Annotated in this window: 18 protein-coding genes; 11 read left to right on the top strand and 7 right to left on the bottom strand. The window is 65.2% G+C overall.

Annotated elements, in window-relative coordinates; genetic code table 11:
- The first annotated feature begins 17 nt into the window (after positions 1-17).
- The 3 genes from GWQ44_RS00090 to GWQ44_RS00080 all read left to right on the top strand — a co-directional run bounded on the left by GWQ44_RS00090 (position 18) and on the right by GWQ44_RS00080 (position 3,699).
- Positions 18-821: an inner membrane protein YpjD gene (locus tag GWQ44_RS00090; protein ID WP_199009933.1), complete on the top strand. Its 804-nt coding sequence runs from the start codon at positions 18-20 to the stop codon at positions 819-821.
- A gap of 9 nt (positions 822-830) precedes the next feature.
- On the top strand, positions 831-2,060 hold the full coding sequence (locus GWQ44_RS00085) for a transporter associated domain-containing protein (RefSeq protein WP_199009935.1): 1,230 nt from the start codon (positions 831-833) through the stop codon (positions 2,058-2,060).
- 322 nt (positions 2,061-2,382) lie between these two features.
- Positions 2,383-3,699, top strand: coding sequence for an MFS transporter (locus GWQ44_RS00080; protein WP_275926390.1), 1,317 nt, complete (start codon positions 2,383-2,385; stop codon positions 3,697-3,699).
- 77 nt (positions 3,700-3,776) lie between these two features.
- On the opposite strand, the gene purT is transcribed toward GWQ44_RS00080, so the two are convergent.
- From purT to GWQ44_RS00055, 5 genes are all read right to left on the bottom strand, one after another.
- Entirely contained in the window at positions 3,777-4,958 is a 1,182-nt protein-coding gene (gene purT, locus GWQ44_RS00075; RefSeq protein WP_047302181.1) for a formate-dependent phosphoribosylglycinamide formyltransferase, read from the bottom strand.
- A 99-nt stretch (positions 4,959-5,057) separates the two neighbouring features.
- Positions 5,058-5,525, bottom strand: a complete 468-nt coding sequence (locus tag GWQ44_RS00070) for a VUT family protein (RefSeq protein ID WP_047301943.1) — start codon at positions 5,523-5,525, stop codon at positions 5,058-5,060.
- A gap of 130 nt (positions 5,526-5,655) precedes the next feature.
- Positions 5,656-5,871, bottom strand: coding sequence for a DUF1289 domain-containing protein (locus GWQ44_RS00065; RefSeq protein WP_275926389.1), 216 nt, complete (start codon positions 5,869-5,871; stop codon positions 5,656-5,658).
- A complete protein-coding gene (locus GWQ44_RS00060; RefSeq protein ID WP_275926388.1) occupies positions 5,868-6,392 on the bottom strand; it encodes a gamma carbonic anhydrase family protein in 525 nt (174 codons plus the stop codon). Before GWQ44_RS00060 ends, GWQ44_RS00065 begins: the two co-directional genes overlap by 4 nt.
- Positions 6,393-6,448: 56 nt before the next feature.
- Positions 6,449-7,048 carry a CoA pyrophosphatase gene (locus GWQ44_RS00055; protein ID WP_016967536.1) on the bottom strand — a complete coding sequence of 200 codons (600 nt, stop codon included), beginning with the start codon at positions 7,046-7,048 and terminating at the stop codon, positions 6,449-6,451.
- A gap of 146 nt (positions 7,049-7,194) precedes the next feature.
- Here GWQ44_RS00055 and GWQ44_RS00050 point away from each other — a divergent pair, with 146 nt between their 5' ends.
- The 7 genes from GWQ44_RS00050 (at position 7,195) to nagE (ending at position 15,727) form a co-directional block, all read left to right on the top strand.
- Positions 7,195-7,746 carry an NUDIX hydrolase gene (locus GWQ44_RS00050; RefSeq protein ID WP_016967537.1) on the top strand — a complete coding sequence of 184 codons (552 nt, stop codon included), beginning with the start codon at positions 7,195-7,197 and terminating at the stop codon, positions 7,744-7,746.
- Positions 7,747-7,795: 49 nt separating this feature from the next.
- Positions 7,796-8,299: a L,D-transpeptidase family protein gene (locus tag GWQ44_RS00045; protein WP_047301939.1), complete on the top strand. Its 504-nt coding sequence runs from the start codon at positions 7,796-7,798 to the stop codon at positions 8,297-8,299.
- Between the two features lie 274 nt (positions 8,300-8,573).
- Positions 8,574-9,305 (top strand): GntR family transcriptional regulator, encoded by a 732-nt coding sequence (locus tag GWQ44_RS00040; protein WP_016967538.1) that lies wholly within the window; start codon positions 8,574-8,576, stop codon positions 9,303-9,305.
- Positions 9,306-9,334: 29 nt separating this feature from the next.
- Positions 9,335-10,441, top strand: a complete 1,107-nt coding sequence (nagA, locus tag GWQ44_RS00035; protein ID WP_103741010.1) for an N-acetylglucosamine-6-phosphate deacetylase — start codon at positions 9,335-9,337, stop codon at positions 10,439-10,441.
- Complete coding sequence (locus tag GWQ44_RS00030) at positions 10,422-11,444, top strand: SIS domain-containing protein (protein ID WP_275926387.1); 1,023 nt, start codon at positions 10,422-10,424, stop codon at positions 11,442-11,444. Before nagA ends, GWQ44_RS00030 begins: the two co-directional genes overlap by 20 nt.
- A gap of 28 nt (positions 11,445-11,472) precedes the next feature.
- Positions 11,473-13,998 carry a phosphoenolpyruvate--protein phosphotransferase gene (gene ptsP, locus GWQ44_RS00025; protein ID WP_275926386.1) on the top strand — a complete coding sequence of 842 codons (2,526 nt, stop codon included), beginning with the start codon at positions 11,473-11,475 and terminating at the stop codon, positions 13,996-13,998.
- 22 nt (positions 13,999-14,020) lie between these two features.
- Positions 14,021-15,727 (top strand): N-acetylglucosamine-specific PTS transporter subunit IIBC, encoded by a 1,707-nt coding sequence (gene nagE / locus GWQ44_RS00020; protein ID WP_275926385.1) that lies wholly within the window; start codon positions 14,021-14,023, stop codon positions 15,725-15,727.
- Positions 15,728-15,825: 98 nt separating this feature from the next.
- Here nagE and GWQ44_RS00015 read toward each other — a convergent pair whose 3' ends face one another.
- Together GWQ44_RS00015 and purL are read right to left on the bottom strand one after the other, a co-directional pair.
- Entirely contained in the window at positions 15,826-16,137 is a 312-nt protein-coding gene (locus tag GWQ44_RS00015) for a YqfO family protein (RefSeq protein ID WP_016967836.1), read from the bottom strand.
- A 5-nt stretch (positions 16,138-16,142) separates the two neighbouring features.
- A complete protein-coding gene (purL, locus tag GWQ44_RS00010) occupies positions 16,143-20,039 on the bottom strand; it encodes a phosphoribosylformylglycinamidine synthase (RefSeq protein ID WP_275926384.1) in 3,897 nt (1,298 codons plus the stop codon).
- Between the two features lie 287 nt (positions 20,040-20,326).
- On the opposite strand from purL, the gene mltF reads away from it, so the two are divergent.
- On the top strand, positions 20,327-21,787 hold the full coding sequence (mltF, locus tag GWQ44_RS00005; RefSeq protein ID WP_016967831.1) for a membrane-bound lytic murein transglycosylase MltF: 1,461 nt from the start codon (positions 20,327-20,329) through the stop codon (positions 21,785-21,787).
- Positions 21,788-21,830: the final 43 nt, after the last annotated feature.

The following is a 21,830-nucleotide window of genomic DNA, read 5'->3' as shown; positions in this document are numbered from 1 at the left end:
CAGGATTTATGCTCCCCTTGTCACCCAGCTTGCTACCCACTCTCGCCGCCGCCGTCCTTTATGCCGCTGCGACCTTCTATCAAGGCTCTCGCCTGGCCTCCGGCGCCAAGGCAAACAAGCGCCTGCTGGTTACGCTGGGCATCCTGGCCCTGCTCGCCCATGGCATCAGCCTGCTGACCCATCTGCTGACCCCGGCAGGCCTGGGCCTGGACTTCTTCAGCGCCGCCAGCCTGATCGCCGCGGCGGTCATCGCCCTGACCCTGCTGGCCTGCTGGCGGATTCCGGTGGAAAACCTGCTGGTGCTGTTATTCCCCCTGGGCGCGCTGACGGCCCTGCTGGCGCAGTTCGTGCCAACCGGCACCGTGCCTGTGATCGATGAGGAGCCGGGGATTCTCGCCCACATCCTGTTGTCGATCCTGGCCTACGGCATGTTCACCATCGCGGTGTTCCAGGCCTTGCTGCTGCTGGTGCAGGACCATCAGTTGAAGAACAAGCATCCGTCCGGCCTGATCAGGAACTTCCCGCCCCTGCAGACCATGGAAAGCCTGCTGTTCGGCTTTCTCTGGGCCGGCTGGACCCTGCTCTCGCTGTCGCTGATCTCCGGCTGGCTGTTCGTCGAAAACCTGTTCGCCCAGCACCTGGTGCACAAGACCCTGCTGGCTTGCCTGGCCTGGGTGGTGTTCAGCGTGCTGCTGTGGGGCCGCAACCGCCTGGGCTGGCGCGGGCACAAGGCGATTCGCTGGACCCTCGCGGGTTTCTGCCTGCTGATGCTGGCGTACTTCGGCAGCAAGCTGGTTCGTGAATACATCCTGCACATCTGACGACCGGCCATGACCGACTCCCTGCCCTCCGGGCCCATGCTCGCGGTAATCGCCCTGCTGATCGTCTGGTCGGGGCTGTTCACGGCCATCGATGCCGCGCAACAGCACCTGCTGACCCAACGCAACGGCTCGCGCTCCGGCGACAAGCCGACAGCGCGACTGGCCTTCCCCAAGGAAAGCCTGATTCTGTGCAATACCCTGTGCCGGGTCCTGGCGGTGGTCATCAGCACCTTGCTGGCGCTGTTCTACTGGGCGGAAGAAGGCCCCTGGCTGGCCTGTCTGATCAGCACCAGCGGCTTGCTGGTGCTGGCCGAGTACCTGCCCCGTACCCTGGCATTGCGCTATCCGGAAGGCACCCTGAGCTTTGGCAACAGCCTGCTGGCCATCCCCATGAAGCTTGTCTACCCCTTGGCCTGGCTGCTCAACGCCATCGGCCAGCTGCTGTTGCGCCCGTTCGCTGCCAAGGCCAGCGCGGTCAAGCACAGCGACGACGATCCGGCACTACTTGACGACGAACCCACGCCCCAGGAACCACATGCGCTGTCCGGCATCCACGCCCTGGACAACATCACGGTCAACGACATCCTGGTGCCCCGCAGCGAAGTCGACGGCATCAACCTGGATGACCCGATCGAGGAAATCATCGCTCAGTTGCGCGCGAACAAACGCACCCGGCTGCCGGTGTTCCACAGCGATATCAATCAGGTCGAAGCGGTGCTCAACACCCGGCAGATCCGCCACCTGCTGCCGGACGCCAGCCTGACCAAGGAAGCCCTGCTGGCCGCCTGCCACGAGCCCTACTTCGTTCCGGAAAGCACCCCGCTGCAGCTGCAACTGCTCAACTTCCACAAGCAGCAACGGCGCCTGGGCATGGTGGTGGACGAATACGGCGAAGTGCTGGGCATCGTCACCCTGGAAGACATCCTCGAAGAAATCGTCGGCGAGTTCGAAAGCGAGCACAGCCTGGACAACCCCCACATCCATCCCCAGGCCGACGGGCGCTATGTGGTGGAAGGCGCAGCCTCGATTCGCGAACTGAACAAGAGCCTGGGCTGGCACCTGCCTTGCGACGGCCCCAAGACCCTCAACGGCCTGGTCACCGAAGCCCTGGAAACCATTCCCGACAGCGCCGTGTGCCTGAAGATCGGCCGCTACCGCCTGGAGATCCTCGAAACCGAGGAAAACCGCGTCAGCCGCGTGCTGCTCTGGCACACCAGCAGCCCTCCCGCCCGGGCCTGACTCGTCACCGATACGCCCCCCCTACAGGCTGATGACCAGGCCTTGAACCTGTGCCAAGAGCTTTCGGGGCCCGGCGCAGTCACGCAACCCCGGCAACCGCCACAGCCCTTGTTGGATCGTTAGCCACCTTTCTATAATCGCGCTGCTTACCCAAGCCCCGCAGATCCACGTGCTACCCGCACCGAGAACGATCCTGCATGCATCACCCGCCACCGTTCGACGCCACTTGCATCCCGAGTGACGACCGCGCCAAACCCACATCCCTGGGTGCTCGACCACAATAATTCGCTCCACAGGAGCACAGACTGTCAGGGATACCCGCATGACGACCAACACCGCCTACAGCGCCTCCGTACCCACTCAACCAAGCAATTCCGCGACCCGGGTGGCCACCGCCAGCTTTATCGGCACCGCCATCGAGTTCTACGACTTCTACGTTTACGCCACCGCCGCCGCGCTGGTGATCGGACCGGTGTTCTTCCCCCAGAGCTCCGGCACCGCACAGATGCTCTCGGCCTTTTTGACCTTCGGCATCGCCTTTCTCGCCCGCCCCCTGGGTTCGGCGCTGTTCGGCCATTTCGGCGACCGCATCGGGCGCAAATCGACCCTGGTCGCTTCGCTGCTGCTGATGGGGGTCTGCACCACCCTGATTGGCGTGTTGCCGGGCTATGACAGCATTGGCGCCTGGGCGCCGATCCTGCTCTGCGTGCTGCGCTTCGGCCAAGGCCTCGGACTGGGCGGTGAATGGGGCGGCGCCGCTCTGCTGGCCACGGAAAACGCTCCGGCCGGCAAACGCGCCTGGTTCGGCATGTTCCCGCAACTGGGGCCTTCCATCGGCTTTCTCGCCGCCAACGGCCTGTTCCTGGCCCTGGCCATGGGCCTGGACGACGCGCAGTTCCGCGCCTGGGGCTGGCGCATTCCGTTCCTGCTCAGCGCCGCGCTGGTGATGGTGGGGCTCTACGTGCGCCTGAAGCTGCACGAAACCCCGGTGTTCGCCAACGCCGTGGCGCGCCAGGAACGAGTGAAGATGCCGCTGGTGGAACTCTTCAGCCAATACTGGATGCCGGTGCTGCTGGGCGCGGCCTCGATGGTGGTGTGCTACGCCCTGTTCTACATCTCCACGGTGTTTTCCCTGAGCTACGGCGTCGCCACCCTGGGCTACAGCCGGGAAACCTTCCTCGGCCTGCTGTGCTTTGCCGTGCTGTTCATGGCGGCGGCGACCCCGCTGTCGGCCTGGGCCAGCGACCGTTTCGGGCGCAAGCCGGTGCTGGTGGTTGGCGGCGTGCTGGCGATTCTGTCCGGCTTCACCATGGAACCGTTGCTGACCCAGGGCTCCACCGCCGGCGTGGCGCTGTTCCTGTGCATCGAGCTGTTTCTGATGGGGGTCACCTTCGCCCCGATGGGCGCGCTGCTGCCGGAACTGTTTCCGACCCACGTGCGCTATACCGGCGCTTCGGCGGCTTACAACCTGGGGGGCATTGTCGGTGCTTCGGCGGCGCCCTTCTTCGCCCAGAAGCTGGTGGCGATGGGCGGGCTGAGCTGGGTTGGGGGGTATGTGTCGGGGGCGGCGATCCTGAGTTTGATCGCGGTGCTGTGCTTGAAGGAAACGCGGAACAACGATTTGAATCGGGTCGCGTGAACAAGGGCTTCGCGAGCAAGCTCGCTCCTACAGGTTCAACGCAAACCTTGTAGGAGCGAGCTTGCTCGCGATGCTTCTCAGAGCTCGACCACTACCGCTTGCGCAGCACGGGTCGCCTTGGCCCGGGCAGCCTCGATCGACTCATCACGGGCCAGGGCCACGCCCATGCGCCGCTGGCCGTTGACTTCCGGCTTGCCGAACAGGCGCAGCGCGGTGTCCGGCTCGCTCAGGGCGGCGCCAAGGTTGGCGAAGGCGGTCTGGGTGGATTTGCCTTCCACCAGGATCACCGCCGAGGCCGAAGGCCCGAACTGGCGGATCTGCGGGATCGGCAGGCCGAGAATCGCCCGCGCATGCAGGGCGAACTGCGACAGATCCTGGGAAATCAGGGTCACCAGGCCGGTGTCGTGAGGGCGCGGCGACACTTCGCTGAACCACACCTGATCGCCCTTGATGAACAGCTCCACGCCGAACAGGCCGCGGCCGCCCAGGGCTTCAGTGACGGCCTTGGCCACGCGCTCGGACTCGGCCAGGGCTTTGGGGCTCATGGCCTGCGGCTGCCAGGATTCCTGGTAGTCGCCCTTCTCCTGACGATGGCCGACCGGCGCGCAGAAAGTGGTGCCGCCCACGTGACGCACGGTCAGCAGGGTGATCTCGTAGTCAAAATCGATGAAGCCCTCGATGATCACCCGGCCCTTGCCGGCACGCCCGCCTTCCTGGGCGTAGTCCCAGGCTTTCTGCACGTCGTCGGCGCTGCGCAGCAGGCTCTGGCCCTTGCCCGAAGAGCTCATCACCGGCTTGACCACGCACGGGAAGCCCAGGTCTTGCACGGCCTTGGAATAGTCTTCGAAGGTGTCGGCGAAGTGGTACGGCGAGGTCGGCAGGTCCAGCTCTTCGGCGGCCAGGCGGCGGATGCCTTCGCGGTTCATGGTCAGCGAAGTGGCCCGGGCGGTCGGGATCACGGTAAAGCCTTCGGCTTCCAGCTCCACCAGGGTCGCGGTGGCGATGGCCTCGATTTCCGGAACGATGAAGTGCGGCTTCTCGGCCTCGATCACTGCACGCAGGGCCGCGCCGTCGAGCATGTTGATCACGTGGCTGCGATGGGCCACCTGCATCGCCGGGGCGTTGGCGTAGCGGTCCACGGCAATCACCTCGACACCCAGGCGTTGCAGCTCGATCACCACTTCCTTGCCCAACTCACCACAGCCACAAAGCAAGACGCGGGTCGCGGTTGGCGACAATGGAGTTCCGATACGAGTCATCTGAAGGTCCTCAAAGGAGCGGATCATCGAGGGCCGAGCGCCAGGCGGGCGACCCATGGGGAAAGAGCGCGGCATTTTACATGAACCGCGGCCTTTGGCTCAGCCGGCGCACGCCGCTTTGCGCAAACGCCAGGCCATGGCCAGCCAGACCACGGTGACCCCGGCGAACTTCGACCCCAGGGCGGTCAACACGACCCCAGGGGTCAGGGCATCGATCATGCCGTAGAAGATGAAGGTATCCAGGGGAATGCTCAGGGCCGAACTGATCCACAGGCGATCATGCAGGGGCCGCTTGGTGATGCTGAACACCAGCCAGTCAATGCATTCCGAGACGGCGAACGCCGTGGCGCTGGCCAGGGCGATGGTCGGGTCGGAGGTGACATAGGACAACACCAGGGCCGCCAGCATGGCGACGATGGCGCCATGACCGAAGCGCGTCTGCACCATGTCCCGCAGGACAAACACCAGCCCGCCCCAGGCCGACCAGACGATATCCAGCTGCGGCGCGACGGAAAAGGCGTAGTTGATCAGCACGACGCTGCTGATATAGGTGATCAGGAAAAGCATGGGGCCAAGGGTACCTATCGGGAAGGCGCACAGGTTACTGCAGCCCCGGGGTTGGGCCAAGAAACCCTTTCGCCGGCAAGCTGGCCCCTACTCAGGATTGCAGGAACCGGCTTGCCGTCGACTGGCCAGGTCAGCTCGTCGAGCTGGAGCCGACCATCCACAGCAAGCCACTGGATTTGGCCCGCTCATGGCACAGGGCCAGGACTGCACGGCGCTCGCTGTTGTCCATGCGGCTCCAGCGGGTGATTTCATCCACCGTGCGCTGACAACCGGTGCAGATGTCCTGCTCATCCAGGGCACAGATGCTCACACAAGGCGAGGCGACGGGTCTTTCAGGGGTGGTCATTGTTCTTGCTCAACCAGATCTCGGGCATAACGCTGGCCATTATGAACGTAGTGGGCAGCGCTGGCTTCGAGCATTTTCTTCTGTGCCTCGGTCAGTTCGCGCACCACCTTGCCGGGCGAGCCCATGACCAGCGAACCGTCGGGTATTTCCTTGCCTTCACCGATCAGCGCGTTGGCGCCGATGATGCAGTACTTGCCGATCTTCGCGCCATTGAGCACCACCGCATTGATGCCGATCAGGCTGTAATCGCCCACGGTGCAGCCATGCAGCATGGCGTTGTGGCCGATGGTCACGCCAGTGCCCAGGCTCAGTGGAAAGCCCATGTCGGTGTGCATCACGGCCCCGTCCTGAACGTTGCTGTGCTTGCCGATCAGGATCAGTTCGTTGTCGCCACGCAGCACGGCGTTGAACCACACGCTGGCCCCCTCTTCCAGCTTGACCTTGCCCACCAAGGTGGCATTCGGGGCCACCCAGCTCTGTGGATGGGTGTCGACTCGGGCGTCGCCCAGGCGGTATTTCATCTTGTTGTCCTTATGCTTCAGGCAGTCGCGGGGTGATGCCAGGCCAAGCCATGGCCTCACGTGTCGATAAAGGTTTTCGGCGGGTGATGCAGACTGATGTTGGCGTCGTACAGCAGGTTGACCAGTTCGACCACCATGATCGCGGTCAGGCCCCAGATCTTGTACTCGCCGAAGCGGTAGCTGGGGACGTACCAGCTGCGGCCCTGATAGTCGATACGGTGGGTGTGTTCGCGAGGGTCCTGGCGGAAGAATTCCAGAGGCACGCTGAAAACAGCGGCAATCTCGGCATCATTGGCCCGGTATTCGACGTAGTCGGGAATCACCCCGACATAGGGCGTGACCTTGATCCCGTGCAGGGAAATCAGCGGGCTCAAGGGGCCGATGACCTCCACCAGTCCGGGCGGCAGACCGATCTCTTCTTCGGCCTCGCGCAGGGCGGTGAAGATCAGGTCCGGGTCTTCCGGATCGCGCCGGCCACCGGGAAAGGCCACTTCACCACCATGGGTCGACAGCCCGCTGGCGCGCAGGGTCAGCACCAATTCCGGTTCGTCGCTGCGGGTGATGGGCACCAGCACCGCAGCCTCGGGGAAACGTCGGTCGGTCTCCAGGGTTCGTGGCGTGTAATGGCTTACCCGATGAAGTAGCTCGTCCAGCATGAGGCATCTCGATCTGTTGGCTACCGTGCATCATGCACCAATCCAATCGGTGGCCCAACCCCCGCTCCCGGGCATGTCGCTTAACGACAACTTGCCGACAACCGGGCGGCGCGCCAAGATAGCCCCAGCCTTTGCGGATACCCCTCATGAAATTTTGCAGCCAGTGCGGCAACCCGGTGACCCAGCGCATTCCCGACGGCGATTCACGCCTGCGCTTTGTCTGCGATCACTGCCAGACCATCCATTACCAGAACCCCAACATCGTTGCCGGCTGCCTGGCGACCTGGGAGGGCAAGGTATTGCTCTGCCGCCGCGCCATCGAACCGCGCCTGGGTTACTGGACCCTGCCGGCGGGCTTCATGGAAAACGGCGAGACGGTGGAACAGGCGGCCATCCGCGAAACCTTCGAAGAAGCCTGCGCCCGGGTGCGCAACCTGAATATCTACACCCTGATCGACGTGCCGCACATCAGCCAGGTGCATGTGTTCTTTCGCGCCGAGCTGGCCGACCTGGACTTCGCCGCCGGCCCCGAGAGCCTGGAAGTGCAGTTGTTCGACGAAGCCGATATCCCTTGGTCCGAGCTGGCTTTTCGCACCGTCGGTCGTACCTTAGAATGCTTCTTCGCTGACCGGCGGGCACAGGCTTATGCCGTTCGCTCCGAATCCATTCCGCCGCTCTCTCAGCCTGCCATCAGTTAAACAATAAAAACGTGCACGGACTCCGTGCGCGCCTGGGGATATCGTGTCAATGCGCTGGTTGCTTGCCCTGCTGTGCTGTTCCGTCGTCACTCTGTCTCAGGCCTCCACGGTGGAAACCCTGGACGGCAAGGTCATCGAAAAGGTCCTGGTGCTCAAGTCCGCCCATCAACTGCAGTTGATCAATGGCGGCAAGCCCCTGAAAACCTACCGGATCTCCCTGGGCAAGAAGCCCAAGGGGCCCAAGCTCATGGAAGGCGATAAACGCACTCCCGAAGGCCTCTACTGGCTCGACTGGCGCAAGACCAGCGACCGCTACAACCTGGCCATGCACATCTCCTACCCGAACATCACCGATGCCGCCCGCTCGCGTCGCGAAGGGGTCAATCCCGGCGGCATGATCATGATCCACGGCACCCCGGACACCGAAGAGTTCCCCGAGCAGTACTTCCACACCCTGGACTGGACCGATGGCTGCATCGCCATGCGCAACGTCGACATGCGCGAGGTCTGGGGCCTGGTGAAAGACGGCACGCTGATCGAAATCCGCCCTTAACCGCCGCCCGGCAAAAAATATTTCTCCCCCCGCCGCCCTCCCCGGGCGCGCATACCACTTGGCGACCTGCCGCGGGTCGCCACCTCGACCTATAGCCTTCGCGGCCAGACCTGCCTAATACCACTTCAATCCTTTATCCTCCCAAGCACCCCGAAAGCGCCGGATTTACTGCACCTCCACCGGATAGGTGGCGTTGACATGGTATTTAAGTGGTATTAGTTTTTCGGCATTACCGGGCGACAACAACCTCATAACCGCATCGGAAAACCTACAGATGAATCACCTCCTGACCCTGCGTCCCGACGATTCCCAGCCGACCCCGCTGTACCTGCAACTGGCCCGCAACCTGGAAGCCGCGATCCACTCCGGCCAATGGAAAGCCGAGCAGGCACTGCCTTCGGAACGCAACCTCAGCGAACTGCTGGGCATCTCCCGGGTGACTGCGCGCAAGGCCCTGGAAGTGCTTCTCGAACGAGGCCTGATTCGTCGCAGCCAGGGCTCGGGCACCTTCATCACGCCACGCCTCGAACAACCGCTGTCGCGCCTTTCCGGCTTCAGCGAGATGCTGCGCCTCAAAGGCTTCGTCCCCGGCTCGCAGTGGCTGGAACGCACCCTCACCCCGCCGACCCACGAAGAGCTGATCCGCCTCGGCCTGTCGCCCAACGACAAGGTGGCGCGGCTCAAGCGCCTGCGCAAAGCCGACGACGCGGTCATGGCCATCGAGATGAGCACCCTGCCGGCCAGCATCATTGCCCAGCCCGAGGCGGTCGGTGACTCGCTCTACGAGTACCTCGACAGCATCGGCCGCCCGGTGGTCCGGGCCCTGCAGCACATCCAGGCAATCAATGCCTCGGACGAATTCGCCGCCCTGGTGGGCATTGCCCCCGGCACCGCCATGCTGCTGATGACCCGGGTCGGCTACCTGGAAGACAACACGCCGATCGAAGTCACCGACACCTATTGCCGCAACGACTACTACGACTTCGTCGCCGAACTGCGACGCTGAATCCGCCCCCTGGAGCCAGAGAAACGCCCATGTCCGAAGACAACATCCTCACGCCCCAAGGCTGGGTCCGTGGCCGCCTGATCCATGAGCACGGCAAGGTCGTCGCCATCGAAGGCAGCCCCTGCGACCCGGCGGACAATGACCTGCCCTACCTGCTGCCGGGCTTTATCGACCTGCACGTCCACGGCGGTGGCGGCCAGGACATCATGCAAGGCCGCCCGGCCTTCGAAACCATCACCCGCACCCATCTGCGTTTCGGCACCACCGCGCTGCTGGCCACCACCATGACCGCCCCCAGCGCGGAAATCAGCCAGGTCCTGGCCGAGCTCGGGGTCTACGCCGAACACCGCCCCAAGGGCTGTGCCCGGGTGCTCGGCGTGCACCTGGAAGGCCCCTACATCAACCCCGGCAAGCTCGGCGCCCAACCCAACTTCGCCCACACCGCGCTCCTGGCGGAAGTGGAGAAGTACCTGCAACTGGCGCCCATCCGGGTGATCACCATCGCCCCGGAAATCGCCGGCCACGACGCCCTGATCCGTGAACTCAGCGCCCGCGGCGTGCGCATGCAGATCGGCCACACCCTGGGCAGCTACGAAGAAGGCGTGGCCGCCCTCGCCGCCGGCGCCACCAGCTTCACTCACCTGTACAACGCCATGAGCCCGCTGCATCACCGCGAGCCCGGGATTGTCGGTGCGGCCCTGGCCCATGCCCAGTACGCCGAACTGATCCCCGACCTGCTGCACGTACACCCCGGCGCCATGCGCGTGGCCCTGCGCTCGATCCCGTGCCTGTATTGCGTCACCGACTCCACCGCCGCCGCCGGCATGCCCGACGGCGAGTACCAGCTGGGCAGCCACACCGTGACCAAGTGCCTGGGCGGCGTGCGCCTGGCCGACGGCACCCTGGCCGGCAGCACCCTGACCATGGACCAGGCCCTGCGCAATCTGGTGAAGATCGGCTTGCCCCTGGCCGAAGCCTCCCAGCGCCTGTCGCAATTTCCCGCCGATTACCTCGGCATCCCTGAACGCGGCCGCCTGCAACCCGGCAGCTGGGCCGACAGCGTGCGCCTGGACCGCGCACTCACACTGACCGCCGTCATGGTCGAAGGAGAAGACATTGACTTCAAAAATGCTTGAAGAGGCCCTGTCCTCGCACACCGCCGTCAGCAGCCAGTTGCAGCACCTGGACCCGTTCCTGGTCGAGGTCGCCGGCCGCCTGCGACGCCAGCCGCCACAAGTGGCCATGACCGTGGCCCGGGGCAGCTCCGACCATGCCGCCAGCTACTTCGCCTACCTGACCATGCAACAGGTGGGCATCCCGGTGGCCTCGCTGCCGATGTCGGTGGTGACCATGCAGCAAGCGCCCTTGCGGGTCAGCGGCCAGGCGGTGTTCGCCTTCTCGCAATCGGGCCAGAGCCCGGATCTGGTGAACAGCGTGCGCCTGCTGCGCAAGCGCGGGGCCCTGAGCGTGGCCATGGTCAACGCACAAAACAGCCCGCTGGAAGCCGCCAGCGAATTCTCCCTGCCGCTGTTCGCCGGCACCGAGCAGAGCGTGGCCGCGACCAAGAGCTTTATCGCCACCCTCAGCGCCAGCGCCCGGCTGATCGGTCACTGGAACGAGGACAGCCACCTGCTGGAGGCCGGCCTGGCCCTGCCCGAAGGCTTGCAGCAGGCCGCAACCCAGGACTGGAACCTGGCGGTCAACGCCCTGCGCGATTGCCAGCGACTGATGGTGATCGGCCGTGGTGCCGGCTTCGCTATCGCCCAGGAAGCGGCGCTCAAGCTCAAGGAAACCTCGGCGATCCAGGCCGAAGCCTTCAGCAGCGCCGAAGTGCGCCATGGCCCGATGGCCCTGATCGACCACGACTACCCGTTGCTGGTGTTCGCCCCCCGGGGCGCCGAACAGGGCGGCCTGCTGAGCCTGGCCGCCGACATGCGCCAGCGCGGCGCCAAGGTGCTGCTGGCGGCGCCGGATGACATCGGCGAGCGCGACTTGACCCTGAACCGCGCCGAACACCCGGCGCTGGATCCGATCCTGGCGATCCAGAGCTTCTATGTGATGGCCGCCGGCCTGGCCGAGGCCCGCAGCATGGACCCGGACCAGCCGCGTCACCTGAGCAAAGTGACCCGCACGCACTAAGCCACCTTTGATCGATGAGTACTGCGCCATGCACAACAACAATAACGACCTGACGCTCAGTGCCCCCCTCAGCGGGCCTGTCCTGCCGCTGCACAGCGTCCCCGACCCGGTGTTCGCCAGTGGCGCCATGGGTGACGGGATTGCCATCGACCCGCTCGACGACACCCTGCACGCCCCTTGTGCCGGGCAAGTGATCCAGATCGCGCGCACCGGCCATGCCGTGACGCTGCGGGCCGCCAACGGTGCCGAGTGGCTGCTGCACCTGGGCCTGGACACCGTTGAACTGCAAGGCGAAGGCTTCGCCCTGCTGGTGGAACAAGGCCAGCAAGTCAGCGCCGGCCAGCCCCTGCTGCGGGTTGACCTGGACCATGTGGCGCAGCACTGCCGGAGCCTGATCAGCCTGATGATCCTGACCAACGGCGAACACTTCGACCTGCGCCACCTGGACCTGTCCTCGGTCAAGGTCGGCGAGCCGCTGCTGCATATCAGCCGCCGCACGGATGCCGCCGGGCCGGAGCTTTCCCGGACCGACGCCGGCGAGCAGGCCAGCGCCCGGATCAGGGTCGCCCACCGCGGCGGGCTGCACGCTCGCCCAGCCGCCCTGGTGCGCCAGACCGCGGCGGCATTCAGCAGCCACTCGCAGTTGAGCTTCAAGAACAAAAGCGCGCCCTGCACCAGCCTGATCGCCCTGATGGGCCTGGGCATCGGCGAACAGGATGAAGTGCAAGTCAGTTGCCAGGGCGACGATTGCCAGGCCGCCTTGCAGGCGCTGCTCAAGACCCTCGGCAGCGCCCTGGCGGACGATGTCCACGCCGCTGCGCCCACAGCGGCGCTCCAGGTGCCGCGCCCGGCCCGCGAGGATGGCGTGTTGCACGGCGTGTGCGCGGCACCCGGGCTGGTCTGCGGCCCCCTGCTGCGGCTCAACGCCATGGAGCTCCCCCCGGACCGCGGCCAGCATCAGCCCGAGCCGCAACGACAAGCCCTGAACGCGGCCCTGGAGCAGGTGCGCGGGGAAATCCTGCGCACCCTGGAACAGGCCCGGCAACGCCACGACCAGCAGGAGCAGGACATCTTCAACGCCCACCTGGGACTGCTGGAAGACCCGACCCTGCTGGACGCGGCCGACGCGGCCATCGCCCAGGGACGCGCCGCCACCCATGCCTGGAGCGCGGCGATTGCCGAGCAGTGCCAGGTCCTGCAACAACTGGACAATCCGCTGCTGGCCGAGCGCGCCAACGACCTGCGGGACCTGCAACAACGGGTGCTGCGGGCCTTGCTCGGCGAAGCCTGGCATTACGACCTGCCGCCCGGGGCTCTGGTCGCCGCCGAGGAGCTGACCCCGTCCGACCTGCTGCAACTCAGCGCCCAGGGCGTGGCCGGCCTGTGCATGGCCGCCGGTGGCGCCACCTCCCACGTGGCCATCCTCGCCCGGGGCAAGGGCCTGCCCTGCCTGGTGGCCCTGGGCCCGGAGCTGCTTGAAATCGAGGGTGGGCAAACCGTGGTGCTGGATGCCGATGGCGGCCGCCTGGAACTGGCGCCAGACCCGCAACGCATCGCCCAGGTGCGGCAAGCCGCGCAAGCCCGGCGTCAACGCCGCGAACGGCAACAGCAACAAGCCCATGGTCCGGCCCTGACCCGGGACGGCCAGCCGATCGAAGTGGCGGCCAATGTCGCCTCCAGCGCCGAAGCCCGGGACGCCCACCTGGGTGGCGCCGATGGCGTCGGCCTGCTGCGCACCGAGTTCCTGTTCGTCGATCGGCAGACCGCCCCCGATGAAGCCGAGCAGCTAAAGGCCTATCAGGCAGTTCTGGACGCCATGGGCGACAAGCCGGTGATCATCCGCACCATCGATGTCGGCGGCGACAAGCAGCTGGATTACTTGCCATTGCCGGTGGAAGCCAACCCGGTGCTGGGCCTGCGCGGCATCCGCCTGGCCCAGGCAAGGCCGGAACTGCTGGAGCAGCAACTGCGCGCACTGCTGCAGGTCAGTCCGGTGCAACGCTGCCGGGTGATGCTGCCGATGGTCACCGAAGTGGCCGAGCTGCTGCACATCCGTCAGCGCCTGGATCAGCTCGCCGCCGAACTGGGCCTTGCCCAGCAGCCGGAGCTGGGGGTGATGATCGAGGTGCCGGCCGCGGCCCTGATGGCCGAGCAACTGGCGGAACACGCCGACTTCCTGTCCATCGGCACCAACGACCTGTCCCAGTACACCCTGGCCATGGACCGTGACCACGCCGGACTGGCAGCACGGGTCGACGCCCTGCACCCGGCCCTGCTGCGGCTGATCGCCCAGACCTGCGCCGGTGCCGAACGCCATGGACGCTGGGTCGGCGTCTGCGGCGCCCTGGCGTCCGATCCCCTGGCCACCCCGGTGCTGATCGGCCTGGGCGTGCACGAACTGTCGGTGAGCCCGCCGCAGGTGGGTGAAATCAAGGACCGGGTGCGCCAGCTGGATGCCGCCGCGTGCCGCCGGCTGAGCCGGCCGCTGCTCGACCTCCCGGGTGCCGGCGCGGTGCGCGAGGCCTGCGCTCGGCACTGGCCCCTGAACCCATAACAAGAACTCCAGGAGAGACGCCATGTACCAGTACTTCATCGAGGGCCTGCAACGCCTCGGCCGCGCCCTGATGCTGCCCATCGCCATCCTGCCGATTGCCGGCCTGCTGCTGCGCCTGGGCGACACCGACCTGCTGAACATCGCCATCATCCACGATGCCGGGCAATCGATCTTCGGCAACCTGGCGCTGATCTTTGCCATCGGCATCGCCGTGGGCTTTGCCCGGGACAACAACGGCACCGCCGGGCTGGCCGGGGCCATCGGCTACCTGGTGATGATCTCGACCCTCAAGGTGCTGGACGCCAGCATCAACATGGGCATGCTGGCCGGGATCATCAGCGGGCTGATGGCCGGCGCGCTGTACAACCGCTTCAAGGACATCAAGCTGCCGGAATACCTGGCGTTCTTCGGCGGCCGGCGCTTCGTGCCCATCGCCACCGGCTTTAGCGCGGTGGGCCTGGGGCTGGTGTTCGGCCTGATCTGGCCGCCGATCCAGCACGGCATCAACAGCTTCGGCCAGTTGCTGCTGGAAAGCGGCAGCTTCGGCGCCTTTGTCTTCGGCGTGTTCAACCGCCTGCTGATCGTCACCGGCCTGCACCACATCCTCAACAACATGGCCTGGTTCATCTTCGGCAGCTTCACCGACCCGAGCACCGGCGCGGTGGTCACCGGCGACCTGACCCGCTACTTCGCCGGCGACCCGAAAGGCGGCCAGTTCATGACCGGGATGTTCCCGATGATGCTGTTCGGCCTGCCCGCCGCCTGCCTGGCGATGTACCGCAACACCCTGCCGGAGCGGCGCAAGGTGATGGGCGGGATCTTCCTGTCCATGGCCCTGACTTCGTTCCTCACCGGGGTCACCGAGCCGATCGAGTTCGCCTTCATGTTCCTCGCCCCGCTGCTGTATCTGGTGCATGCGCTGCTCACCGGCCTGGCCATGGCCCTGACCAACCTCTTGAACATCCACCTGGGGTTCACCTTCTCCGGCGGCGCCATCGACATGGCCCTAGGCTGGGGACGTTCCACCAATGGCTGGAAAGTGTTTCCGGTGGGGCTGCTGTATGCGGTGGTGTACTACCTGGTGTTCGACTACTGCATCCGCCGCTTCAACCTCAAGACCCCGGGGCGCGAAGACAGCCCCACCGGGGAGAAGAGCGAACTCGACGCCGATCAGCGCGCCGCGGCCTATATCAAGGCCCTGGGCGGCGCGCGCAACCTGATCACCGTCGGCGCCTGCACCACGCGCCTGCGCCTGGAACTGGCGGATCGCAACCTGGCCGCGGACGCCGAATTGAAAGCCCTGGGCGCCCTGGCCGTGGTGCGCCCCGGCAAGGGCGGCAGCTTGCAGGTGGTGGTGGGACCGATGGCCGACAGTATCGCCGACCAGATTCGTCTGGCGCTGCCGACGGCCGCCCAAGCCGCGGCGCCAGCGGCACCTGCCGAGGCGCCCCGGTCGATCCAAGTCTCCACCCAGGAAGCCCAGCAATGGCTCAACGCCCTGGGCGGTCGGGACAATCTGTTGCAGAGCGATTGCGTCGCCCTGACCCGGTTGCGGGTGCAGTTGAGCGACAGCCGCAGCCTGTCGGAGTCGGCCCTCAAGGGCCTGGGCTGCCAGGGAGCGCGGCGCGTGGAGGGGGATGTCTGGCACGTGCTGATCGGCGAGAAGGCCGGGGGATTGCAGGCTGCTCTGCAAACGCTGCTGCACAGGAAGGTGGAGGCGGGAGTCTGACGACTCCTTCGCCGGCAAGCCTTCGCCTGCAGGCGAAGGTCCACAAAAAAACCCGCTGACCGTCTCCGGTGCAGCGGGCTTTTTATCGGTGGATAACCTCAGAACGCTTCCAGGCGCCAGACTTCATAAGCCGGCGTCTCGTAGGGGTGGCTCTGCTTGAGGGCCGCCACTGCATCAGCAATCAGTTCATCGGCCACCACCAGCTCGACCTTCCATTCCTCCACTCGCTCCACCTGACCGGTCTGCCCGAGAAACGGCTGGCTGCCGTCCAACGGGCGAAACTGGCCCTGGCCGAGCACCTGCCAGGCGCATTGGTCATAAGCGCCGATACGTCCGCCACCGGCGGCAAATACGGCGCTCTTGACCAACTCCACATGGCTGGGAGGCACGAAGAAGCTGAGCTTGTACATCGGCCTCAGTTCACCCAGGCGCGAGCGTTGCGGAACATGCGCATCCACGCCGCGTCTTCGTTCCAGTCATCCGGACGCCAGGAGTTCTGCACGGCACGGAATACCCGCTCAGGGTGCGGCATCATGATGGTGACGCGACCGTCGCGGCTGGTGAGGCCGGTGATCCCGCGCGGCGAGCCGTTCGGGTTGGCCGGGTAACGCTCGGTGACCTTGCCGTGGTTGTCGACGAAGCGCAGGGCCACACAGCCGGACAGATCGGCTTCCAGCAGCGCCTCTTCGCTTTCGAATTCCGCATGGCCTTCGCCGTGGGCGATGGCGATCGGCATCCGCGAACCGGCCATGCCCTGCAGGAAGATCGAGTTCGACTCCTGGACCTGGACCATGGCCACCCGGGCTTCGAACTGCTCGGAGCGGTTGCGCACGAAGTGCGGCCAGTATTCGCTGCCCGGGATCAGCTCGTGCAGGTTGGACATCATCTGGCAACCGTTGCACACACCCAGGGTGAAGCTGTCGGTCCGCTCGAAGAAGCTCTGGAAGGCATCCCGCGCGCGGCTGTTGAACAGCGCCGACTTGGCCCAGCCTTCACCGGCGCCCAGTACGTCGCCGTAGGAGAAGCCGCCGCAGGCAACCATGCCCTTGAAGTCGTTGAGGTCGACACGACCGGCGAGGATGTCGCTCATGTGCACGTCGATGGCGTTGAAGCCGGCGCGGTCGAAAGCCGCGGCCATTTCCACCTGGCCGTTGACGCCCTGCTCGCGCAGCACCGCCACCTGGGGACGCACGCCTTTCTTGATGTAAGGCGCGGCGATGTCCTGGTTAACGTCAAAGCCCAGCTTGACGCTCAGGCCCGGGTTGTCTTCTTCCAGCAGGACGTCGAACTCCTGCTCGGCGCACTCGGCGTTGTCCCGCAGGCGCTGGATCTGGTAGCTGGTTTCCGCCCACTGACGCTGCAGCAGACGGCGCTGGCCGGCGAACACGCTTTCGCCGTTGTAGGAGATGCTTACTTCACCGTTGTTGATCGGCTGGCCGATCACCGCCACGCAGTCGCCCAGGCCGGCAGCGCTGAACTGGGCCAGCACGTCCGGGGTCGCGTCCTGACGCACCTGGATCACCGCACCCAGTTCTTCGTTGAACAGGATGGCGGCGATTTCCGCGGCGTTTTCCGCCACGGCGTCGAGGCTCAGGTTCAGACCGCAGTGACCGGCGAAGGCCATTTCCAGGGCGGTGACCAGCAGACCGCCATCGGAACGGTCGTGGTAGGCCAGCAGGTGACCGTCGGCGTTGAGGCCCTGGATCACCGCGAAGAAGGCTTTCAGGTCTTCGGCGTCATCGACGTCCGGCGCTTGCTTGCCGAGCTTGCCGTGGGTCTGGGCCAGGATCGAGGCGCCCATGCGGTTCTGACCGCGACCGAGGTCGATCAGGATCAGGTCGGTGGTGCCCTTGTCCATGCGCAGTTGCGGGGTCAGGGTCTGACGGATGTCCGCCACTGGCGCGAAGCCGGTGACGATCAGCGACAGCGGCGAGGTGACGCTCTTGTCCACGCCCTCTTCGTTCCAGCGGGTGGCCATGGACATCGAGTCCTTGCCCACCGGGATGGTGATGCCCAGCTCGGGGCACAGCTCCATGCCCACCGCCTTGACCGTGTCGTACAGGCGCGCGTCTTCACCCGGGTGGCCGGCAGCGGACATCCAGTTGGCGGAGAGCTTGATGTCGCTGATCTTGTTGATCCGCGAGGCCGCAATGTTGGTCAGGGTTTCGCCGATCGCCATGCGGCCGGACGCCGGGGCATCCAGCAGGGCCAGCGGCGTGCGCTCGCCCATGGCCATGGCTTCACCGGTGTAGACGTCAAAGCTGGTGGCGGTCACGGCCACGTCGGCCACCGGCACCTGCCACGGGCCGACCATCTGGTCGCGGGCCACGAGGCCGGTGATGGTGCGGTCGCCGATGGTGATCAGGAAGCTCTTGCTGGCCACAGCCGGGTGATGCAGAACGCGCTCGATGCTCTCGGCGATGTCCAGGGTGCTTGGATCGAAATCGTCGCCCAGCTCGGTTTCACGAACCGCCGAACGGTGCATGCGCGGGGCCTTGCCCAGCAGCACTTCCAGGGGCATGTCCACCGGGCTGTTGCCGAAGTGGCTGTCGGTCACGGTCAGCTGTGGCTCGGCAGTGGCTTCGCCGACCACCGCGAACGGGCAGCGCTCGCGCTCGCAGATGGCCTTGAAGCGTTCGAAATCCGCCGCGCCCACCGCCAGGACATAACGCTCCTGGGATTCGTTGGACCAGATTTCGTGCGGGGCCATGCCCGGCTCGTCGTTGGGGATGTTGCGCAGTTCGAAGCGACCACCGCGGCCGCCATCGTTGACCAGCTCCGGGAAGGCGTTGGACAGGCCGCCGGCGCCGACGTCGTGGATGAAGCTGATGGGGTTGTTCTCGCCCAGCTGCCAGCAACGGTCGATGACCTCCTGGCAACGGCGCTCCATCTCAGGGTTTTCACGCTGTACCGAAGCGAAATCCAGGTCCGCCGAGCTGGTGCCGGTGGCCATGGAGGAAGCGGCGCCGCCGCCCAGGCCGATAAGCATGGCCGGGCCGCCGAGCACGATCAGCTTGGAGCCGACGGTGATCTCGCCTTTCTGCACGTGCTCGTCACGGATGTTGCCCATGCCGCCGGCCAGCATGATCGGCTTGTGGTAACCACGAACTTCATCGCCACGCGGGGTGGTAATGGATTGCTCGAAGGTACGGAAATAACCGGTCAGGGCCGGACGGCCGAATTCGTTGTTGAACGCAGCGCCGCCCAGGGGGCCTTCGATCATGATGTCGAGGGCGTTGACGATACGCTCGGGCTTGCCGTAGGGCACTTCCCACGGCTGTTCGAAGCCCGGGATCTGCAGGTTGGACACGGTGAAGCCGGTGAGGCCGGCTTTCGGCTTGGCGCCGCGGCCGGTGGCGCCTTCGTCGCGGATCTCGCCGCCGGAACCGGTGGAAGCCCCCGGGAACGGCGCGATGGCGGTCGGGTGGTTGTGAGTCTCGACCTTCATCAGGATGTGCACCGGCTCCTGCACCGCGCCGTACTGGCGGGTTTCAGGGTTCGGGTAGAAACGCCCGGCAACCGAACCGACGATCACCGCGGCGTTGTCCTTGTAGGCGGACAACACACCTTCACTGTGCATCTGATAGGTGTTCTTGATCATGCCGAACAGGCTTTTTTCCTGGCTCTGGCCGTCGATGTCCCAACTGGCGTTGAAGATCTTGTGACGGCAGTGCTCGGAGTTGGCCTGGGCGAACATCATCAGTTCGATGTCGTGGGGATTACGCTTGAGGCCCTGGAAGGCGTTCATCAGGTAATCGATTTCGTCTTCGGCCAGGGCCAGGCCCAGTTCGCTGTTGGCTTTTTCCAGCGCGGCACGGCCACCGCCGAGGATGTCGATGGCGGTCAGTGGCTTGGGTTCGGCGTGGCTGAACAGGCCGGCGGCCTGCTCCAGGTTGGCCACCACGATCTGGGTCATGCGGTCGTGCAGGGCATCGGCGATCGACTGGGCGTCGGCATCGCTGAACTCGCCGGTCACGTAGAAAGCGATACCGCGCTCCAGGCGCTGGACTTTGGCCAGGCCACAGTTACGGGCGATGTCGCTGGCCTTGCTCGACCAGGGCGAGATGGTGCCGAAACGCGGCAGGACCAGGAACAGACGACCGCTCGGCTCTTGTACCGGAACGCTGGGGCCGTACTTCAGAAGGCGCGCAAGCACCTGCTGTTCGTCGCCGGTCAGGACGCCGGTAACCTCGGCGAAGTGAGCGAATTCAGCATACAGGCCAGTGACAGCTGGAACCTTCTGGCTCAGTTGTTCAAGGAGTTTGCTGTGGCGAAAGGCAGAAAGGGCAGGAGCGCCGCGCAGGATCAACATCTTCGGGACAGCCTCGGGAAGGGGGTGTGCTTTGAGGCCGTGCATTCTAACGTAAACCGTTGCCATCGGCACTCGAAACCCAACCCCGGGTGGCGCCCGGACGTCGGCCCGGCCCCGGCGCCCTGTAACAAAGGCTCATCAGGGTCATTGCCGCGGGTTATTTTAATCGTCACATTGACCACCGAGGCCCCATTCTTGAGGCCTCCAGCCCAGGCCGACGCTGGCTAGCAGACAAGCCCTTCGCTGTCGAGATATGGCGGCCGTTATCCTTTGCGTATACTGCGCCAATGTTTTCCCCTATGGCTTTACGTCCGCGCTGCGCCAAGTGGCTCATCGTAACCGGACTCTTCCTGATGCTCGGCGCCTGCGTTGAAAAACCCAGCACCCTTGAGCGCGTAAAGGAGGATGGTGTGCTGCGGGTGATCACCCGTAACAGCCCCGCCACCTACTTTCAGGACCGCAACGGCGAAACCGGCTTCGAATACGAGCTGGTGAAGCGCTTTGCCGACGATCTGGGCGTGGAGCTGAAGATCGAGACGGCCGACAATCTCGACGACCTGTACGACCAGTTGGGCCAGCCCAAAGGCCCGGTGCTGGCTGCCGCCGGCCTGGTGAGCAGCGAGCAGCGCAAGCAGCAGGTGCGGTTTTCCCACCCTTATCTGGAAGTCACCCCGCAGATCATCTATCGCAACGGCCAGTCCCGCCCCACCAGTGAACAGAACCTGGTGGGCAAGCACATCATGGTGCTCAAGGGCAGCAGCCACGCCGAACAACTGGCACAGCTCAAGCTCAAGTACCCCGGCATCGAATACGAAGAGTCGGACGCCGTCGAAGTCGTCGACCTGCTGCGCATGGTGGACGAAGGCCAGATCGACCTGACTCTGGTGGACTCCAACGAACTGGCGATGAACCAGGTGTACTTCCCCAATGTGCGGGTCGCCTTCGACCTGGGGGATGCCCGCAGTCAGAGCTGGGCGGTCGCCGCCGGCGATGACAACAGCCTGCTCAACGAGATCAACAGCTTCCTCGACAAGGTGGAGAAGAACGGCACCCTGCAACGCCTCAAGGACCGCTATTACGGCCACGTGGACGTGCTCGGTTATGTCGGTGCCTACACCTTCGCCCAACACCTGCAGCAGCGCCTGCCCAAGTACGAGAAACACTTCAAGAATTCGGCCAAGCAGGAGAAGCTCGACTGGCGCCTGCTGGCGGCCGTGGGCTACCAGGAATCCATGTGGCAGGCCGAGGTCACCTCCAAGACCGGCGTGCGCGGGCTGATGATGCTGACCCAGAACACCGCCCAGGCCATGGGCGTGTCCAACCGCCTGGACCCCAAGCAGAGCATCAGCGGCGGGGCCAAGTACCTGGCGTATATCAAGGAACAGCTGGACGACAAGATCGAGGAGCCGGACCGCACCTGGTTCGCCCTCGCCGCCTACAACGTCGGCACCGGCCACCTGGACGACGCCCGCAAGCTGGCGGAACGGGAAGGCCTGAACCCGAACAAATGGCTGGATGTGAAGAAGATGCTGCCACGGCTGTCGCAGAAGCAGTGGTACAGCAAGACCCGCTACGGCTACGCCCGGGGCGGCGAGCCGGTGCACTTTGTCGCCAACATCCGCCGCTACTACGACATCCTGACCTGGGTAACCCAGCCGCAGCTGGAAGGCGATCAGGTCGCCGAGGGCAACCTGCACGTGCCCGGGGTCAACAAGACCAAGCCGACGGAAGACAATCCACCGCTCTAAAAGCCTTCGCCGGCCAGCCGGCTCCTACAGAGACTGCGTAGGA

It is taken from the genome of Pseudomonas sp. 3MA1 (assembly GCF_029237275.1).
Classification (GTDB): Bacteria; Pseudomonadota; Gammaproteobacteria; order Pseudomonadales; family Pseudomonadaceae; genus Aquipseudomonas; species Aquipseudomonas fluorescens_AP.
This window is presented reverse-complemented; position numbering and strand designations above follow the sequence as displayed.

What these genes read in the sequence shown, in the direction of transcription:
- GWQ44_RS00080 (WP_275926390.1), top strand. Translation starts at nt 2,383, where the DNA reads ATGACGACCAACACCGCCTACAGCGCCTCCGTACCCACTCAACCAAGC.
- nagE (WP_275926385.1), top strand. Translation starts at nt 14,021, where the DNA reads ATGTACCAGTACTTCATCGAGGGCCTGCAACGCCTCGGCCGCGCCCTG.
- purL (WP_275926384.1), bottom strand. Translation starts at nt 20,039, where the DNA reads ATGTTGATCCTGCGCGGCGCTCCTGCCCTTTCTGCCTTTCGCCACAGC.
- purT (WP_047302181.1), bottom strand. Translation starts at nt 4,958, where the DNA reads ATGACTCGTATCGGAACTCCATTGTCGCCAACCGCGACCCGCGTCTTG.
- GWQ44_RS00050 (WP_016967537.1), top strand. Translation starts at nt 7,195, where the DNA reads ATGAAATTTTGCAGCCAGTGCGGCAACCCGGTGACCCAGCGCATTCCC.
- GWQ44_RS00015 (WP_016967836.1), bottom strand. Translation starts at nt 16,137, where the DNA reads ATGTACAAGCTCAGCTTCTTCGTGCCTCCCAGCCATGTGGAGTTGGTC.
- mltF (WP_016967831.1), top strand. Translation starts at nt 20,327, where the DNA reads ATGTTTTCCCCTATGGCTTTACGTCCGCGCTGCGCCAAGTGGCTCATC.
- GWQ44_RS00070 (WP_047301943.1), bottom strand. Translation starts at nt 5,525, where the DNA reads ATGCTTTTCCTGATCACCTATATCAGCAGCGTCGTGCTGATCAACTAC.
- GWQ44_RS00060 (WP_275926388.1), bottom strand. Translation starts at nt 6,392, where the DNA reads ATGAAATACCGCCTGGGCGACGCCCGAGTCGACACCCATCCACAGAGC.
- GWQ44_RS00085 (WP_199009935.1), top strand. Translation starts at nt 831, where the DNA reads ATGACCGACTCCCTGCCCTCCGGGCCCATGCTCGCGGTAATCGCCCTG.
- nagA (WP_103741010.1), top strand. Translation starts at nt 9,335, where the DNA reads ATGTCCGAAGACAACATCCTCACGCCCCAAGGCTGGGTCCGTGGCCGC.
- ptsP (WP_275926386.1), top strand. Translation starts at nt 11,473, where the DNA reads ATGCACAACAACAATAACGACCTGACGCTCAGTGCCCCCCTCAGCGGG.
- GWQ44_RS00040 (WP_016967538.1), top strand. Translation starts at nt 8,574, where the DNA reads ATGAATCACCTCCTGACCCTGCGTCCCGACGATTCCCAGCCGACCCCG.
- GWQ44_RS00065 (WP_275926389.1), bottom strand. Translation starts at nt 5,871, where the DNA reads ATGACCACCCCTGAAAGACCCGTCGCCTCGCCTTGTGTGAGCATCTGT.
- GWQ44_RS00055 (WP_016967536.1), bottom strand. Translation starts at nt 7,048, where the DNA reads ATGCTGGACGAGCTACTTCATCGGGTAAGCCATTACACGCCACGAACC.
- GWQ44_RS00045 (WP_047301939.1), top strand. Translation starts at nt 7,796, where the DNA reads ATGCGCTGGTTGCTTGCCCTGCTGTGCTGTTCCGTCGTCACTCTGTCT.